At 53.0% G+C, this 17,731-nt stretch carries 18 protein-coding genes; 7 read left to right on the top strand and 11 right to left on the bottom strand.

The features are described 5' to 3' along the window. The gene (locus LKE13_RS04115; protein WP_227948424.1) at window positions 1–1,143 is read right to left on the bottom strand and encodes a porin; all 1,143 of its coding nucleotides are present in this window, start codon (window positions 1,141–1,143) and stop codon (window positions 1–3) included. A 415-nt stretch (window positions 1,144–1,558) separates the two neighbouring features. Further along, window positions 1,559–2,704, bottom strand: a complete 1,146-nt coding sequence (locus LKE13_RS04110; protein WP_227948423.1) for a porin — start codon at window positions 2,702–2,704, stop codon at window positions 1,559–1,561. A gap of 341 nt (window positions 2,705–3,045) precedes the next feature. Between LKE13_RS04110 and LKE13_RS04105 the strand changes: the two genes are divergently transcribed. The 6 genes from LKE13_RS04105 to LKE13_RS04080 all read left to right on the top strand — a co-directional run bounded on the left by LKE13_RS04105 (window position 3,046) and on the right by LKE13_RS04080 (window position 9,067). Next, the gene (locus LKE13_RS04105; RefSeq protein ID WP_227948422.1) at window positions 3,046–3,591 is read left to right on the top strand and encodes a DUF3576 domain-containing protein; all 546 of its coding nucleotides are present in this window, start codon (window positions 3,046–3,048) and stop codon (window positions 3,589–3,591) included. Between the two features lie 114 nt (window positions 3,592–3,705). Further along, window positions 3,706–6,264, top strand: a complete 2,559-nt coding sequence (gene leuS / locus LKE13_RS04100; protein WP_227948421.1) for a leucine--tRNA ligase — start codon at window positions 3,706–3,708, stop codon at window positions 6,262–6,264. After that, a complete protein-coding gene (gene lptE, locus LKE13_RS04095; protein WP_227948420.1) occupies window positions 6,251–6,751 on the top strand; it encodes an LPS assembly lipoprotein LptE in 501 nt (166 codons plus the stop codon). Before leuS ends, lptE begins: the two co-directional genes overlap by 14 nt. A gap of 4 nt (window positions 6,752–6,755) precedes the next feature. After that, window positions 6,756–7,775, top strand: a complete 1,020-nt coding sequence (gene holA / locus LKE13_RS04090) for a DNA polymerase III subunit delta (protein WP_227948419.1) — start codon at window positions 6,756–6,758, stop codon at window positions 7,773–7,775. A 6-nt stretch (window positions 7,776–7,781) separates the two neighbouring features. Next, a complete protein-coding gene (locus LKE13_RS04085) occupies window positions 7,782–8,429 on the top strand; it encodes an HAD family hydrolase (RefSeq protein WP_227948418.1) in 648 nt (215 codons plus the stop codon). A gap of 17 nt (window positions 8,430–8,446) precedes the next feature. Then, window positions 8,447–9,067: a pyridoxamine 5'-phosphate oxidase family protein gene (locus LKE13_RS04080; protein WP_227948417.1), complete on the top strand. Its 621-nt coding sequence runs from the start codon at window positions 8,447–8,449 to the stop codon at window positions 9,065–9,067. 41 nt (window positions 9,068–9,108) lie between these two features. Here LKE13_RS04080 and LKE13_RS04075 read toward each other — a convergent pair whose 3' ends face one another. Then, window positions 9,109–9,657, bottom strand: coding sequence for a GNAT family N-acetyltransferase (locus LKE13_RS04075; protein WP_227948416.1), 549 nt, complete (start codon window positions 9,655–9,657; stop codon window positions 9,109–9,111). Next, complete coding sequence (locus LKE13_RS04070) at window positions 9,650–9,895, bottom strand: hypothetical protein (RefSeq protein WP_227948415.1); 246 nt, start codon at window positions 9,893–9,895, stop codon at window positions 9,650–9,652. Before LKE13_RS04070 ends, LKE13_RS04075 begins: the two co-directional genes overlap by 8 nt. A 147-nt stretch (window positions 9,896–10,042) precedes the next feature. Between LKE13_RS04070 and LKE13_RS04065 the strand changes: the two genes are divergently transcribed. Next, the gene (locus tag LKE13_RS04065) at window positions 10,043–10,939 is read left to right on the top strand and encodes a LysR family transcriptional regulator (RefSeq protein WP_227948414.1); all 897 of its coding nucleotides are present in this window, start codon (window positions 10,043–10,045) and stop codon (window positions 10,937–10,939) included. 30 nt (window positions 10,940–10,969) lie between these two features. Here LKE13_RS04065 and LKE13_RS04060 read toward each other — a convergent pair whose 3' ends face one another. The 7 genes from LKE13_RS04060 to LKE13_RS04030 all read right to left on the bottom strand — a co-directional run bounded on the left by LKE13_RS04060 (window position 10,970) and on the right by LKE13_RS04030 (window position 17,718). Further along, entirely contained in the window at window positions 10,970–11,446 is a 477-nt protein-coding gene (locus LKE13_RS04060; RefSeq protein ID WP_227948413.1) for a VOC family protein, read from the bottom strand. A gap of 48 nt (window positions 11,447–11,494) precedes the next feature. Further along, the gene (locus tag LKE13_RS04055; RefSeq protein WP_227948412.1) at window positions 11,495–12,622 is read right to left on the bottom strand and encodes a ParB/RepB/Spo0J family partition protein; all 1,128 of its coding nucleotides are present in this window, start codon (window positions 12,620–12,622) and stop codon (window positions 11,495–11,497) included. Window positions 12,623–12,644: 22 nt separating this feature from the next. After that, window positions 12,645–13,460 (bottom strand): ParA family protein, encoded by an 816-nt coding sequence (locus LKE13_RS04050; protein WP_227948411.1) that lies wholly within the window; start codon window positions 13,458–13,460, stop codon window positions 12,645–12,647. Beyond that, entirely contained in the window at window positions 13,453–14,109 is a 657-nt protein-coding gene (gene rsmG / locus LKE13_RS04045; RefSeq protein WP_227948410.1) for a 16S rRNA (guanine(527)-N(7))-methyltransferase RsmG, read from the bottom strand. Before rsmG ends, LKE13_RS04050 begins: the two co-directional genes overlap by 8 nt. Further along, window positions 14,102–15,964, bottom strand: coding sequence for a tRNA uridine-5-carboxymethylaminomethyl(34) synthesis enzyme MnmG (gene mnmG / locus LKE13_RS04040; RefSeq protein ID WP_227948409.1), 1,863 nt, complete (start codon window positions 15,962–15,964; stop codon window positions 14,102–14,104). Before mnmG ends, rsmG begins: the two co-directional genes overlap by 8 nt. A 149-nt stretch (window positions 15,965–16,113) precedes the next feature. After that, entirely contained in the window at window positions 16,114–17,445 is a 1,332-nt protein-coding gene (mnmE, locus tag LKE13_RS04035) for a tRNA uridine-5-carboxymethylaminomethyl(34) synthesis GTPase MnmE (protein WP_227948408.1), read from the bottom strand. 27 nt (window positions 17,446–17,472) lie between these two features. Further along, window positions 17,473–17,718, bottom strand: a complete 246-nt coding sequence (locus LKE13_RS04030; RefSeq protein WP_227948407.1) for a DUF6489 family protein — start codon at window positions 17,716–17,718, stop codon at window positions 17,473–17,475. Window positions 17,719–17,731 lie beyond the last annotated feature (13 nt).

The raw sequence follows: 17,731 nt of genomic DNA, 5'->3' as shown, positions 1-17,731 counted from the left end.
TTAGAAGGAAAGAGCTGTACCAACAAAGAATGTGCTTGTGTCGCCAGCCATACGAGTAGCTGAAGATGCTGCCAAATCATTGTCATCATACTGCCAACCACCGAATGCGGTGATTCCCGGGCCGAGTGTATACTGACCACCGACGAGCCAAGTTGTCTGGTCGGTGTCGCCACCGGCAGCAGGTTCAAAGGTCGTTTTGGAGTACTGTACACCAACTGCCCATGGGCCCATGCCGTATTTAACGCCAGCGGACCATGCTTTGCTATCGTTGTCGGAAACACCAGAGATGTTTTTGTCAACACCGTAACCACCACCAACTGTGAAGCCAGCAACACCGATAGATACGCCGAATGCATATTCTTCGTAATCGTCGCCATCACCTGTTACAGCAGCAGTTACAAGAGTAGAACCACCTGTTCCAGGGTTGAATGCGTAGACAGGAGCCGTTACGACAACTGTCGTATCAGCCTGCTGGTATGCAGCAGATGCTGCTACGTCGACTGAACCGAACTTGTTGACATAGTTAGCAGCTACTGACCAACCACGATCTGTACCAGAATCGTATGAAGGTGCAGCATACTGGGATTCGCCTGTGCCAGTCTGGCTAGATCCATCAGGAATATAAGAAGCACCCAACTGGAAGCCAGCGAAACGCGGCGTAAAGTAGGTGATCTTGTCTGAGTCAGAGAACATGTTCGGACGAGTCGTGTTGCCTTGGCCCGTAGGATAGATGTTAGCTGAGTCAGCAGAATACATTGGAACCGGTGATGGGCTCGTGTAATGCATCAGGTATGCAGCAGAGTCTTCAGAACCGAGAAGAACACGACCGAAAGAGCCTTGAACATAGATGTATGTTTCGTCGACCTGATCTGTTGCTTCATAAGCTTCAAGCTGAACGTTGACACCGAATTTCAGGCCATTGTCCAAAGTTGTTGAACCGGTGAAGAAAATTTCACCTTCTTGCGTTACACGGTCAGAAGTACGATCCGGCGTACCAGCTGGCTCATCGGAACTCTGATAGAAATAGGTGGACTGCATATAGCCGCCTACACCCAAGGCGATTTTTTCAGACGCGGAAGCCGGTGCTGCAGCGAGTGCACCAACGGCAACGAGCGCTGTCGTACCCAAGATTGCTTTTTTCATTTTGTCTCCCCTCTGCTCACAACAAGCTAGAGAACTAAGATTAAAATACAGACGCAAGGCCAAACGGCCCGTAAGTCAAGAGGGAGTAAAGAAGGTTAACGGCCATCTGGTCAAGCGCAAGACGATGGCCTTTTCTCCAAATTCGAATGACTGTGCTCAAAAAGTCACAATTAGGTCATACTTCGTTAATCATGTTTGCATTGGCACATCAGGAATGAGGCATAACCTATTTTATTTTCGTCGTTTTTAAAGGTCGCCAGCAAAAACAGTATCGACGCCCGGTTATATCAATATTTCTGCTATTTTCATGCCAAAACTGCGGCAAGTGCAGAATCCTGCTGCCGTGTCAGAATCTAATAAAAAAGAGGGCAGAATCTTTGCCCTCTTTCATATGCCATTCAAATTGAGTAGGGGTTTAGAAGCTTACAGCTGTACCCACAAAGAATGTGTTTGTTTTTCCGGCCATACGAGTTGCCGTACTTGCTGCCAGGTCGTTGTCATCGATTTCAACACCTCCGAATGCGGTGATTCCCGGGCCGAGTACATATTGACCGCCGATGATCCATGTCGTCGCATCAATATCGGCACCCGCGGCGGGCTCATCGGTACTTTTTGAGTACTGTACGCCAACTGCCCAAGGGCCTTGACCGTATTTCAGACCAGCGGACCAAGTTTTTCTATCATCGCCTGAAACACCTGATAGGTTTTCAATCTTTGAATAGCCCGCACCGACTGTAAATCCGGCGACACCAACGGATGTGCCGAAGCTATATGCTTCCTGATCTTCGCCATCAGCCGTAACTGCCGGAGTTACGAGCGTAGACCCACCTGTTGACGGATTAAACGCATAAACTGGAGCTGTAGTAGTGACTGTTACATCAGCTTGTTCATAACCGGCGGAGACACCTACATCAACGCCACCGAATTTGTTAACATAGTTGACAGCGACAGAGTAACCACGATCAAGACCGGTTTCCAACGCAGGCGCCTGGAACTGGGTATTACCGCTTGAGCCGGTTTCAGCATTTCCGTCGGGAACATAGGACGCACCAAACTGGAAGCCAGCAAACCGAGGCGAAAAGTATGTGATTTTGTCGGCATCGGAGAACATATTGTTATAGGTCGTGTTGGCCTGACCTGTCGGTGCAATGTTATTCGAATCCGCCGAATACATCGGAACTGGCGACGGGCTGGTGTAATGCATCAGGTAAGATGCACTGTTTTCAGAACCAAGAAGAACACGGCCGAAAGAACCTTCAACATAAATGTAGGTTTCGTCGATCTGGTCAGTCGCCTGATAAGCTTCGAGCTGAACGTTGACACCGAATTTCAGGCCATTATCGAGTGTTGTTTCGCCGGTGAAATGAATTTCACCTTCTTGAGTTACCCGGTCGGAAGTACGTGATGCTGTGCCTGCTGGCTCATCGCTGTCTTGGTAGAAGTAAGTGGACTGCATGTAACCACCAACTCCTAGCTGAATTTTATCAGACGCGGAGGCCGGTGAGGTAGCGAATGCGCCAGCGGCAACAAGCGCTGTCGTACCCAAAATTGCCTTTTTCATTTTGACTCCTGGCAGCCGAGCAACAGCTGCATAATAGATTGATAATAAAAGCGAATGACCGAGGCGCCCCAGCGGTCCGGCGGAATTAATGAGCAATGAATTGTGGCACGTCAAGCGATCCGGGATCACTTGTGACTAGCATCACAAACTTTCCCATGAAGTTTTTGTGAAGAGCGTTTTTATCGCTGACCTGATGGCGGACCCCCGGTTCAGGGGATATATTGGTTCACGGCCATTTTCTCCTGTTCTCAAAAGCGGAAAGCTGGCATAAACTCACCTTTTCTTGATTTCGCCCAATTTTGAGCGTTTAGTGGCCAGAGGAAATAAGGATTCAGACAGATATGACACGACAAAAATTATATGCATTAGCAGCCGGCTGTTGCTTGGCATTATTGCTGGCGGGTTGTGAATCTGATTTGAGCGCAAAATCCAACTTCCCGGAATCCAGCCGCGGCGTCGTTTATCAAACAGGAAATGTGCCGGACGATACAATTTTTGGAAAAGGCGGAATTTTTGGCGACGATGATAAAGATCTGCAGAATGGCGTCGGTTCCGGCGGTGGTCTTGGGGTTAATGCCTATCTGTGGCGCGCCTCGCTCGACACTCTCTCCTTTATGCCGCTTTCCTCGGCAGATCCTTTCGGTGGCGTGATTATCACAGACTGGTATTCCTCCCCCGATTCCCCAAATGAGCGTTTCAAGGTAACCGTTTATATTCTCGATCGGCGTCTGCGCGCAGACGGGGTACGCGTCACCGCCTTCAAGCAGAACCTCGATACCGTCAACCAGTGGATCGCTGTCCCGCTTGCACCCAAGGTTACGGCGGATCTTGAAAATGCCATTCTTTCCAAGGCACGCAGCCTTAGGGTAGCGCGCGAAGGCGAATAACCTTATAAGAACCGGGCCCATAAGAGTTCGCACCCCAATCTTTTATGAGAATGAGGAAGGCGGGCACAGGCGCCTTTTAGACACTTAAGATCAAGATGGAACGGGAAACAGCCTATGTCCCGCTATAATGCGAAAGAAGTAGAAACCAAATGGCAGGCCAGCTGGGCCGAGCATAAAAGTTTCGAGGTAGAGGCCGATCCGGCCAAGCCCAAATACTACGTGCTGGAGATGTTTCCCTATCCGTCAGGGCGCATTCATATCGGCCATGTCCGCAATTACACCATGGGCGACGTCGTCGCGCGTTACAAAACGGCGCAAGGCTTTAACGTGCTTCATCCCATGGGTTGGGATGCCTTCGGCCTGCCCGCCGAGAACGCCGCCCGCGACAAGGGCGTCCATCCCGCCGACTGGACTTACGCCAATATCGCCCATATGCGCGACGAGTTGAAGGGCATGGGCCTTTCCCTCGACTGGAGCAAGGAAATCGCGACCTGCCATCCGGGTTATTACGGGCATCAGCAAAAGCTCTTCCTTGATTTCTTCAAGAAAGGCCTCGTCTACCGCAAAGAAACCTGGGTCAACTGGGATCCTATCGATATGACCGTGCTCGCCAATGAGCAGGTGATCGACGGCAAGGGCTGGCGTTCCGGCGCCGTGGTCGAGAAACGGAAACTGGATCAATGGATGTTCCGCATTTCCGACTATAGCGAGGAGCTCTTAACTGCCCTCGACACACTCGACCGCTGGCCTGACCGCGTCCGCCTGATGCAGCAGAACTGGATCGGTCGCTCACAGGGCGCACATATCGCGTTTGATATCATTGGCGAGGATGACCCGCTCAATATCTATACAACGCGCCCCGACACCCTGTTCGGCGCGAGTTTCATGGCGGTGTCCGCCGATCATCCGCTGACCCAGCGGCTGGCGAAAGACAACCCCGAGATTGCCGCCTTCGTCGCCGAATGCCATCAGATGGGCACCAGCGAAGAAGCCATTGAAAAGGCGGAAAAGCGGGGCGTCAACACGGGCCTTGAAGTCGCCCACCCTTTTATTTCCGGCAAAACACTGCCTATTTATGTCGCCAACTTCGTCCTGATGGATTATGGCACCGGCGCAATTTTCGGCTGTCCTGCCCATGATCAGCGCGACCTTGATTTCGCGCGAAAATACGGCCTGGAGGTCACTCCTGTTGTGGCGCAGGACGGTGCGGACCCGGAAATTGGTGACGAGGCGTATACCGGCCCCGGAAAAATCATCAATTCCGATTTCCTGAACGGCATGGAGGTTGAGGCCGCAAAGTCCGAGATTATCCGCCGACTTGAGGAAATGGACAAAGGCACGGAAAAGATCAATTACCGGCTGCGTGACTGGGGCCTCTCGCGGCAGCGCTACTGGGGCTGCCCTATCCCGATGATCCATTGCGCTAAATGCGGCACAGTGGCCGAAGCTGAAGAAAATCTCCCTGTTAAGCTCCCTGATGACGTGACATTTGATAAGCCGGGCAATCCGCTCGACCATCATCCGACGTGGAAGCATGTCGATTGCCCGGAATGCGGCGGTGAGGCAACGCGCGAGACGGACACAATGGATACCTTCGTGGATTCATCATGGTATTTCGCACGCTTCTGTTCCCCGCGCGCCGATCAGCCGGTGGAGCGCGAGAAAGTCGACTACTGGCTGCCCGTTGATCAGTATATCGGCGGGATCGAACATGCGATCCTGCATTTGCTCTATTCTCGCTTTTATTCACGCGCGATGATGCAAACCGGCTGGTCCGATGTGGAGGAACCCTTTGCCGGGCTGTTCACGCAGGGCATGGTGACCCATGAGACCTATAAATCCACGACCGGCGAATGGCTGCTGCCCGATGAGGTGGATCATAATGACGCCGGGGAACTGATCGAACTCTCAACCGGCAACGCCGTCACCGTTGGCGGCGTCGAGAAGATGTCGAAATCGAAGAAAAATGTTGTTGATCCCGGCGCGATTATCGAAAAATTCGGCGCCGATGCCGCGCGTTGGTATGTCCTCTCCGACAGCCCGCCTGATCGCGACATGGAATGGACCGATGCGGGCGCAACCGGTGCCTGGCGCTTCGTCCAGCGTCTCCATCGTTATATCCTCGAAAATCAGGAAATGGCTGCCGCCTCCGGCACGGCAATGCCTGAAAAATTTTCCGAAGAAGCGATCAAGCTCCGCAAGGCCGCGCATAAAACGGTGGCACAGGTCACGGACAATATCGAGAATTTGCATTTCAACAATGCCATCGCGCGTATTTATGAGTTTATGAAGGCCCTGAGCGATTATAAATTCGAAGAAGATGCCAGCGGAAAGTGGGCTCTGCGCGAGAGTATGGAGATCATGGTCCAGCTCGTCGCGCCGATGATGCCTCACCTTGCAGAGGAACTCTGGCAGACATTGGATCATGACACCATGTTGGTGGAGACGCGCTGGCCGCAAGCTGATCCAGCGCTTATCAAAGAGGACCAGATTACCATGGCTGTGCAGGTAAAAGGCAAGCTGCGCGGCACCATAGAGGTGGCACTCGATGAGGACGCGGCAAAAGTGGAAGAAATTGCGCTCGCGCAAAAATCAGTCCAGAATGCAATTGGCGAAAATACCATTCGCAAAGTCATCGTTGTACCGAACCGGATCGTCAATGTCGTTATTTAGAGTCAGTCTTGTATTCCTCATTATGAGCCTCGCGGCTGCCTGCGGTTTTCAGCCGCTCTATGGCAGCGCGACGCGAAACGCCGGGGTACAGGAAAAGCTCGCTCAAATCTATGTGGAGCCGATCGGCGGACGGACGGGCCAGATCCTTCGCAATGAATTACTTGATCTTGCCAATCCGGGCGGCATTCCGAGAACGCCGGCCTATCGTCTTGCCGTCGTTATCGAGGTGCTGTCCGAGGGCCTCGCCATCCAGAATGACGACACCAAGACCCGCTATAACCTGACGCTCAACAGCAAATTTCGCCTGACCGATGCCACCGGGAAAGAGGCAATTTACTCCGGCTCAACACAAAATATTGCCTCCTACAACGTGGTGCAGTCGGAATTTGCCAACCTCGCCGCCGCGAATAACGCGGAAAAGCGCGCCGCCCTGGTCGCCGCCGAACAGATCAATCAACAGCTTTCCGTCTTCTTCGCAGGGCGATGATCCGGTGGAGCTGAAAAGCAACCAAATTCCCGCCTTTCTTAAGTCCCGCGACCCGAAATACCGCATTTTTCTCCTGTTTGGGCCCGATGAGGGCCTTGTGCGAGAGCTTTCCCGCGCGATTTGCGTGAGTATCGTTGAAAGCCTCGATGATCCGTTCCGTTATATAGAGATGGAGGCCAGCGATCTCAGCTCGGACCCTGCGCGGCTGTTGGATGAGGTGACGGCCATCTCCATGATGGGCGGGGAACGCGTTGTCCGCCTGCGCGGCGCGAATAACAACGCCAAAGGCTATATCGAGCCTGTGTTGGAGCTGGACCTCACCGACAGCGTACTGGTGATCGAGGCGGGGGACATTCGTAAAGACAGTGCCCTCGTTAAAATGATCAGCAAGGCGCCGAATGGTGCCGTGACGCCCTGTTTTCATGACAAGTCGCAGGATATCCTTAGCCTTATCAACGAGGTATTGGGCGCGGCGAACCTCACACCGTCGCGCGAGGTGATGGAGTATTTGCGCGAAAATCTCGGCGGGGACCGGGCAATTTCCCGGGGAGAGCTTGAAAAACTGGTGCTGTATATGCGCGGGCGGACAGATCCGATGACCCTTGCCGATGTGCGGGCCAATATCGGTGATTCCAGCGCGCAAAGTATCTTCGATGTGATTGATGCGACCTTGCTGGGCGATCTGAACGGGCTGGAGAAATACCTCAACAAGGCATTTTCTGCGGGGGAAAGCCCCATCGGCTTTCTTCGCATGATCCAGAATCAGCTGAAACAGCTGCACAAGGCCGCCGCAATCCGCGATGCCGGGGCCCGCGCCGAGGATGCGATCCGCAAGGCGGGCATTCCGTTTTTCAACCAGAAAAAGGCGGCGGCGGAGATTGGCGGCAAGTCGAGTGCGCATTTCGCGACCTGCCTCGACATCACGCTTGATGCGGAAATTAAATGCAAATCAACAGGTTATCCGGATGAAGCGATCTGCCGCCGGGCACTTATGCGCATTGCCATGGCCAACCGGAGGAGATAACGAGTCATGGCGCGCCCTGATCTGATTATTTTCGATTGCGACGGCGTCCTGGTGGATACGGAACCCACGTCCAACGCTGTCCTTGCTGAAAATCTCACTCGCCATGGCCTTTCCCTCTCCGCTGAGGAATGCACGGCCCTATTCACCGGGTGGAGCATGGTGAATGTGGAAAAGGAAGCAAAAAAGCTTGGCGCCTCGCTCCCGGAGGGGTGGATAAAGGAAGTCTACGCCGAAGAATTTGCTGCGTTGAAGCAAGGCGTGCCCGCCATGGCGGGAATCCACGACATTCTGGACCGTCTCGATGCGATCCGCCTTCCCTTTTGCGTTGCCTCCAACGGGAGTGAGGAAAAAATGGCTATTACCCTCGGCCAGACCGGCCTTCTCCCGCGATTTGAGGGGGCGATGTTCTCCGCCCATACGCTCAAAACCTCGAAACCCGATCCGGCGCTGTTTCAGGCGGCACTCGCTGCCTTCAAGGTGGAACCCGCCCGTGCCGTGGTGATTGAGGATAGCGTCCTCGGCTCGACCGGCGCCGCCCGCGCCGACATCCCCTGCTATGGCTTCGCCCCCCATCACAACGGTGCCGACCTCGCCGCCACCGGCGCGAAAGTATTTAAGGACATGTGTGAGTTAGTAGAGCTATTGAAAATTTGATTTTGGAATATACGACAATGCCGGATTCGCATGAAATTACGTCAATTGAGGCGTTAGAGGCGCTTTATGACGCCGTTAATCCCATTTCACTTGCGAAGGAGACACCGTCGCTCACACCGGAATACCGGCAATGGATCGAGAAATCGCCGTTCTTTGCTTTGGCAAGCTGCGGGCCGGACGGGCTTGATTGTTCGCCGCGCGGCGACGCAGTGGGCCAGCTTTTTCACGTTCTGGATGACCGGCATATCGCCATTCCGGACCGGCGCGGCAATCACCGTATCGATACCTTGCGCAATATTGTCCATGATCCGCGCATCGCGCTTCTCTTCCTGATCCCGGGGATTGAGGAGTGCCTGCGGATCAACGGACACGCCGTCATAACAACGGAACCTCAATTAATTCAAAGCTTTAAGGTTGGCGCCACGACGCCACGGTCGGTTGTTCTGGTTGAGATAGACGCTGTCTATTTCCAGTGCGCGCGCGCACTGAAACGCTCGAAACTCTGGGATCCGGCCGCACAAATTGACAAAAAAGACGTGCCGACGGCCGGTCAGATGACGAAGGCTGCCAAACCCGACTTCGACGCCAAGGCATATGATGCAGAGCTCCCCGCCCGCCAAAAGTCCACCCTATATTAAGGGCTGACAGGTTGAGCGGCGGGCGGGGTCACCAGAGCAAACTATTGCGGTCGCTTGGACCCGGCAACATCCGCAAAGTTTCGGCCTGACAGAGAGAAAATACCCTTTGTTAGACCCGTCTGGTGGGAGAAACTTGCACCAAACTTCCAGGCAAGGCGGCGCATGGCCGCATTATGAGGCAGAAAATTCACCTCAAGCCGGGCAATCCCGTTGTCCCGAGCACACCGTAACGCGAGCGCCATCAGGCGCGTGCCGATACCAATATCCTGCCAGTCGTCTTCGACACTAATGGCCAATTCGGCCGTATGGCGTGGCTTATCCCGATCAAACCGGAGTTCCACCACCCCACGAAGTGTATCTCCGATAAAGGCACCGCAGATAATTGGCATTGGCTGCCCTTCATTGCGGGCGTAATTGACAATTATCCGCTCAGAAACGGGCCCACCAAAACGCCACGCCCTGGTTTCCGGGCTTAGGCGGATCAGGTGATCCTGCAGCATATAATGCTCCATTGGGCGTAATTCCCGGTAAATCGGGGTGAGAATGCCATGCCGGGGCTGTAATAATGCCGTTTTTACAGGGTTAGTCATAATGCACCCTGGTTTGCTGATGCCGTTCCGTCATGGTCTCCATTTTACGGATTATCCATACACCGGCGTGTTTGCTCGCTTGCGCAAACTGTTGAATTTCTTTGCGGACCCACATCATGGCAACTCCAGACAGCCGGTGAACTTCTTCACTTCTAAGCCGTCGTGCCTCCCGAATGCCGCTGTTGATGTCCGCAAGTGTGATATTTCCGTCCGTTTTGCCTTGAAACAAATCATTCATCGAAATTTCCTCTTTTACTCTTGCGAAAGAAATCGTCTGCAGCCATATTTATGCTGCACTGCAATACATATGTTGCGTTGCGGTATTTGAAAAGGCCGACTTTGGTCATAGCTGCTGTGCCTGAGAGGAATAGATAGAGAATAGCCCATGGATATTGCCAGTCAGATGATCCTGTTCGCCAATGTGGTGGATCACGGCAGCTTTTCTGCTACGGCCCGCAGCCTTGGCCTCACACCGTCCGCGGTGAGCAAGCAGATCAGCCAGCTTGAGGATAAGCTCGGCGTGCGGCTTCTCAACCGTTCAACCCGGCATGTCACCACCACGTTGGAGGGGCGCAGCTTTTACGAACGCTGCGCACAAATTTCCGCGGAAGTGCATCGCGCCGAGGAATTGGCGCAGTCATTTAGCGGCCGTCCGCAGGGGAATTTGCGAATTGCTGCGACGGTTGCCTTCGGAAAAGCGCGTCTGATGCCACTTATGCCTGCCTTTACCGCCAGTTACCCCGCCTTAAAGGTGGAATTGGAACTTACCGACCGGCATATAGACCTTTCTGATTCTGAATTTGATCTCGCCATCCGCTTTCCGGAGCAAATCACCGATACGTCCCTGGTTGCCTGCAAGCTTGGGAGTAGTAAGCGTCTCCTCTGCGCCGCACCTTCCTACATCGCCGCCCATGGAATGCCCAAGTCCCCTGCAGACCTTAAAAACCATAATTGCCTCAGGATTTCTACAGTATCTCATTGGAATGACTGGCATTTTAAACGCGGAGATGAGACCTGGACTTATGCCGCGAGCGGTAATTTCAATGCCAACAGTGCCGATGCCGTTTATCATGCGACCCTTGCCGGGCTTGGTATCGCGCAGCTTTCGTCTTACCTTGTTGAGGCGGATATTGCCTCAGGTAATCTAATCACCCTCCTCCCCGACTATGAGGAAGACCCAACGGACATTTTCGCCGTCTATTCCGACAAAAGAAATCTCTCCCCCAAGGTACGCGTCTTTATCGACTATATGGTAGAGCATTTCCGTACCCTGCCGCACTAATTTTTTTGAGATAACTACCTGGTTTTACTCCTAATTTTGGGCCGGTCTCTCACCAAGTGCCTGATAGAGCATTAAAAGGTAACCATCAGGGTCGAGAACAAATATTTCACGTTGGCCCTGTTCCCTGTCACCAACGGTTCGCCAAATGTCACGAAGCGAGCTATGTATTGGCCAATTTGCGCACGCAAGAGCATCCTGAAGACTAGAAATATCGTCAACGCAGATCTGAAACATCACCCCCTGACCCAAAGGGGGTGTCATTGGCCCTGTTTCCCAACGGCCAGAGCGCTGACACAGCATAACCTGTGCTCCGCGGCCATCTTTAAGCTGTCGTTCAAGATATACGAATTTTTCGGATTCACGCTCATATGCGACACGAAATCCTAAAACATCGCACCAGAACGCCTGGCTTTTCGAAATTTCTTCCACCAAAAGCTCACAGACCAATGCATGCCAGCCGGAAGATAGCGGCCCGCCCTTATCATCGCTGTGGTTTCCTGCAGTCATATGGAATATATTGACGATCAATCGCTTTCGGAACAATTTTAAATTGAATTATTCTTTCAATGCGTCGCCAAGAGCGTCCTTGATTTCATCGTCGTAATCATATTCGGAACCGGCGTCTTCTATTTCGTCCGTTTCTTCAGCCGTAGTCTCTTCGGAGGCATCTTCCGCCGCGTTTACATCGGCTTCGGCGTCTTTTTTAAAGGCCGCGAACTCATCGCGGAGGTCATCCCCTTCTTCGATGGGGTCTTCCTCCTTGCTTTCATTGAGCGTCGGAAGGGGTTCACGGGTCAAACGCCGGCACGCATCGTCAAGCTGGTCGAGATTTCCGTAATTAATGGTCACCGTGCCGCGACCGTCGGCGAAATGATCAATCTCCACCGCCATGCCGATTGCATTTGTAAGATCATCTTCAAGTTCCCGTACATCCGGGCTCTTCTCAACCTTGGCCGCCTTGGGGACACGAGCGATTTTTGTCTCTGTGCGCGGTTCCTCATCGCCCCTTTTTGCCAGCTTTTCTGCGGCTCTTACACTTAATCCTTCTGCGACGATCTTTTTCGCCAGCTTCTCCGCATTGTCATGATTAATCAATGTACGCGCCGCACCGGCGGAGAGGCTTCCCTCCCTCACCATCGTCTGAACCGACGCGGGCAGGGTTAGAAGGCGCATCATATTTGCGACATGTGTCCGGCTTTTGCCAACATGCTGCGACAGACTTTCCTGGGTATGGTCAAATTCACCCATCAACCGCTTGTAGGCTTCCGCTTCCTCGATCGAGGAGAGATCTTCACGCTGAATATTCTCGATCAGCGCAATTTCCATCGATTCCGCGTCGGTCAGCTCCTTGATGATGACCGGCACCGTGTGAAGCTGTGCCTGCTGGGCCGCACGCCAACGCCGCTCGCCCGCAACAATTTCATATTCGCTATAGCTGCCGGGATTACGGCGCACTAGAATAGGTTGCAGAACCCCCTTTTCCGCGATGGAGGCAGACAGGCTCTCGAGCGCCTCCAGATCCCAGTCGAGACGCGGCTGATACTTGTTCGCACGGAGTTGCTCCACCGGAACTTCCTTGGCCGAGCGGACTTTATCCAGATCGGCATAATCCGTGGCGGCATCATCGCCAAGAAGGGCGGACAATCCCCGCCCCAGTTTCTTTTTTGAATTATCGTCAGACATCACTTATTCACATTCCAGCCCGTCAGGCTGCGTTCAGATGGCGTTCCCGCCGGATCACTTCACTGGCAAGGCGGATATAGGCCTGACTTCCGGCACAGCGATGATCATAGATCAGCACGGGCTTGCCATGGCTGGGCGCTTCCGAAATCCGTACGTTGCGAGGGATTACAGTCCGGTAAACCTTTTCGCCGAGGAAATCCCGGACATCCTGTGCGACCTGCAGGGAAAGATTATTCCGCTTATCGAACATGGTCAAAACAACACCCTGGATCTCCAGCGCCGGATTGAGAGTCAGACGCACCCGCTCAATCGTTTTTATCAGCATGCTGAGTCCTTCAAGAGCGAAAAACTCGCACTGCAGCGGCACGACCACCGCATGGACGGCCACCATGGCGTTGAGTGTCAACAGGTTTAGCGATGGCGGACAGTCAATCAGGATATAATCATAGTCGCCGCGGACTTCAGACACCGCGTCATAAAGGCGATGGCTTCGACGCGGAAGCTCAATCAGCTCCAATTCCGCGCCGGAAAGATCGGCGGTGGAGGGTACCAGGTCAAGCTGGGGGATATTTGTCTTATGGATAGCCGTCTGGATCAGCGTTGTTCCCATCAGAACGCCGTAAACATTGTGTTCCCGGTCTTCCCGGCCGATTCCGAATCCCGTGCTGGCATTTCCCTGCGGATCGATATCAATAATCAGGACGCGTTGCCCAATTGCGGCAAGGGCCGTTGCCAGATTGATAGTTGTGGTGGTTTTGCCGACACCGCCTTTTTGGTTTGCAATGGCCAGAATACGCGCCGTTGCCGAATTTCGAAGACCTGCAACATCCTTACTCATGATTTTCTGCCTCTCTTGACGATGATCGGCGGCGTAATCCCGTAATTTTCAGGATGTGACCGTCTTCACTTGTTAAACTACAACGTTTTTCGACGTCCATAATCCAACATTTAGAGGCTTTGGTCAATTCCTCATCTACATCTTGTCCCTTTAAAAAGAGAAATTCTGTTTCCTTATGAGCAAAGGGTGCCGCAAGATCGAGCAGTTTATCGAGGGGCGCCAACGCGCGGGCCGAAATTACATCGGCCGAAAAGGGCGAAATCTCTTCAATCCGGCCGCGATGGAGAGTAAGATTGGCCGATGTTTCACGTGAAACATTGCTCATGAACAGGCATTTGCGTTGATCGCTTTCAATGGCGTGCACATCGAACTCACTACAGATTGCCACTACCAAGGCCGGAAAGCCTGCCCCGCTCCCTAGATCAATCCAGCTTCCACTTTTTTTCGACGCCAGATCGAGAAGTTGATAACTATCCAGCATATGCCGCCGCCAAAGATCCTTGAGAGTGGATTTTCCAACGAGATTGATCGCCTTTTGCCATTTTTCAAGCAAGCCGCCATAAATAATCAACTTGTCCAATGTTTCACGTGAAACATTGCTGACATTCTGAAATCCGCCTGATCCAAGAGCCTTTGTTTGATCAGCCATGATGGCGATGCGCACCGCGCTTAACATGAGACAAAAGTGCCGTAAGAGCCGCCGGAGTTACCCCTGAAATACGCGCCGCCTGCCCGAGGGTTGTTGGCCTGACATCAGAAAGTTTCTGCCGAACTTCATTCGAGAGACCCGCCACCTGTTCAAAGCGCAGCGAGTCAGGAAACTGAAGAGATTCATCTTTGCGAAAATCCTGAATATCAGATTTTTGTCGTTCCAAATAGCCGCTATACTGAGCGTCAATGGCAAGTTGTTCCAAAATATCCGCCTTGATCTCCGAAACTTCTGGCCAAATGCGGGAAATATCCTCAACCCCAATGTCCGGATAGGCCAACAAATCACGCGCGGAACGGCGCACCCCATCCTGATTCACATTGAGCCCGTATTTACGCGCTTCGTTGGGTGTGAGGTTAAGATCATCAAATAGGGCCCGCGCTGTCGCGAGATCCTCTCGTTTTTCTGTAAATTGACTGGCTCGCTCGGATCCGACACATCCAACCTCCATCCCAAGGCCGGTCAAGCGTTGATCCGCATTATCCGCGCGCAAAATCAACCGGTATTCCGCACGAGATGTAAACATGCGATACGGTTCTTTCGTCCCGCGCGTGACCAGGTCATCGATCATCACACCAATATAGGCATCGGCGCGATCGAGAATAATATCCTCACCGCCGCCGGCCTGCCGCGCAGCATTGAGGCCTGCCATCAGGCCTTGGGCTGCTGCCTCTTCATATCCCGTTGTGCCGTTTATCTGTCCGGCAAGAAAAAGGTTCTTCAGGCGGCGCGTCTCCAATGTTGGCTTTAATTCGCGCGGATCAACGAAATCATATTCAATGGCGTAGCCTGGACGATACCATTCGACTTTTTCCAACCCCGGAATGGAGCGGAGAAACGCCATTTGAACATCCTCAGGCAATGACGTCGAAATACCGTTCGGATAAATCGTATCATCATCAAGCCCTTCGGGCTCCAGAAAAATCTGATGGCTTGATTTATCGGCAAAACGGACGACTTTATCCTCAATGGAGGGACAGTAACGCGGCCCCGTCCCTTCTATCTGGCCCGAATACATCGGGGCGCGATGCAGGTTGTCACGGATAATCCGGTGGGTTTCCTCGCTGGTGCCCGTAATATGACAATTGACCTGCGGTGTTGAAATTTCTTTGGTAAGAAAGGAAAAAGGCACAGGCACATCATCCCCGGCTTGTTCCTCCAACACGGACCAATTAATTGTTTTCCCGTCCAACCGGGCGGGTGTGCCGGTTTTAAGACGCCCGAGTTCAAAGCCAGCGCGCTCAAGCGTGATAGATAAGCCGTTCGACGGTGCATCACCAATTCGGCCCGCTGGAATTTTTGTTTCTCCCATATGGATCAGGCCACGGAGAAACGTCCCGGTGGTCAGAATCACTTTACCGGCTTGAATTTCCTCTCCGTCTGCTGTGATTACCCCGGAAACGGATCCATTATTAACAATCAAATCCTCGACCGCAGCCGCATGGATAGTCAGGTTCTGCTGGTTATGAAGGGCCGCCTGCATAGTCTCGCGATAGAGTTTCCGATCGGATTGCGCGCGCGGGCCTCTTACTGCGGGACCTTTCCGGCGATTAAGAAGACGGAATTGAATACCGGCCGCATCGGCAACCCGACCCATCACCCCATCCAACGCGTCAATCTCTCGCACCAGATGGCCCTTGCCCAACCCGCCGATGGCAGGATTACAGGACATTTCGCCAATGGTCTCGAGTTTGTGCGTGATCAGGAGAGTGGCCGCCCCAAGACGCGCGGAAGCCGCCGCCGCCTCGCAGCCCGCATGCCCCCCGCCAATGACAATCACATCATATTTGCTCATAGTCAGACCCTAATGAATAAGTCACCCTACATATAGAGTTGCCTGGTTTAAGACAAGCAGGGAAAGTATCGCGATTTCGAAATTTTTCACGTGAAACATCGTAAATGGCATTTTGGTCAATGTTTCACGTGAAACATCTCTTCAGTTCCCTATTTTCCGATGCAAAAATCACCGAAGATAACATCGAGGATGTCTTCGACATCTACCCGGCCGGTAATCCGACCCAAGGCCCGGACGGCAAGCCGTGCATCTTCGGCCGCTAGCTCAGGCTCCCGCGCCGATTCAAATCGGTTAAGAGCAGAGACACATTCTTCCAATGATTGACGATGACGGAGCCGTGTGAGTGCGGGCGCGCCAGAGAGATCGAGGCGGTTTATTATATCCGCCTCCAATGCGGAGATTAAATCATCGATTCCCTGCCCCATTTTCACGGAGAGGGAGAAAACATGGCAGGCCGAGTCTGATATAGCCCTATTCTCCGCGAGGTCCGTCTTATTTATCAAACGATAATCAGTCTTCTGAAACAGATCTGCAAACTCCGCAGGAATTTCAGGCGCATCAGCCGTTGTCATGAAAAGGCGTATATCTGCTGCTTTTGCCCGTTCTCTTGCCCGTCTAACACCCTCTCGCTCAATCATACTATCGGATTCCCGCAATCCCGCTGTATCCGCGATGGTTACAGGAAAACCCGCAAGATCCATAGGTACTTCAATAATATCACGGGTCGTTCCCGCTTCATCAGAAACAATCGCCGCGTCCCGGCGGGCGAGTAAGTTAAGAAGACTGGATTTTCCGACATTCGGTTCACCGAGAATGACAACATCCAGTCCCTCCCGAATTTTTTCTCCCCGATGCCCATCGGCAAGATGCGTTTCAATTTCCCCTCGCAAAGCCACTATTTTCGGCGCTATTGCTGTCGCAACCCCGTCAGGCAAATCTTCATCCGGGAAATCAATGTCAGCCTCCAGATGCGCAAGCGCCCCAATCAATTGCTCCCGCCAGCCATCATAGAGCCGCCCGAGTTCCCCCTGCATCTGACGAAGGGCTTGTCGGGCCTGCGCGTCCGTCTCGGCATTCACAAGATCGCCGAGCCCCTCTGCCTCAGTCAAGTCCATCTTTCCATGCTCGAATGCGCGACGAGTAAACTCACCAGGCTCCGCGGGGCGGAAATTTGGAAATCCTGATAGTTCCTCAAACAGCGCGGTCAGGATAGCCGGGCCCCCATGTAAATGCAGTTCCACAACATCCTCACCAGTGAAACTGTTTGGGCCCGGAAATAATATAGCAAGTGACTGATCTATAAGAGATTTATCAATCATCCTGAAGAGAGGACAAAGGACAGCGCGGCGTGGTTCTGGCCGAGATTTCCCGCTCAACGTCTCCAGCGCGTCAACAGAGCCGGGACCGGAGATCCGCACCACCGCCACACCGGCACGCCCTCTCCCGCTGGCGAGCGCGAAGATCGTTTCGGAAAAACTCATCGAAGTAACCAATCCAGAATGGCGCGGCTATTTACTGCCATTATCACCGTTGTTAAATTGAGACCAGAACATCTTTTGCATCTGCTCCAACCCTTGTACACCCGCGGGTAACCAGGTTTTCATCATATTTTCCGGATCGAGATTGGCGATATTTTCGAGCATCTTCGCCTGAAGCTCTTTCATCACCGCCTCCTGCATTTTCTCAACTTCGGGAAGCCCGAGAAAAGATCTTGCTTCCTGCGGCGTACAGTCAATATCAACAGTTATCTTCATGAGCGGCTTACTC

The organism is Sneathiella sp. HT1-7 (assembly GCF_020731145.1).
Classification (GTDB): Bacteria; Pseudomonadota; Alphaproteobacteria; order Sneathiellales; family Sneathiellaceae; genus Sneathiella.
The sequence above is the reverse complement of the archived record's forward strand: the minus strand, read 5'-3'. Positions and strand labels throughout refer to the sequence as shown.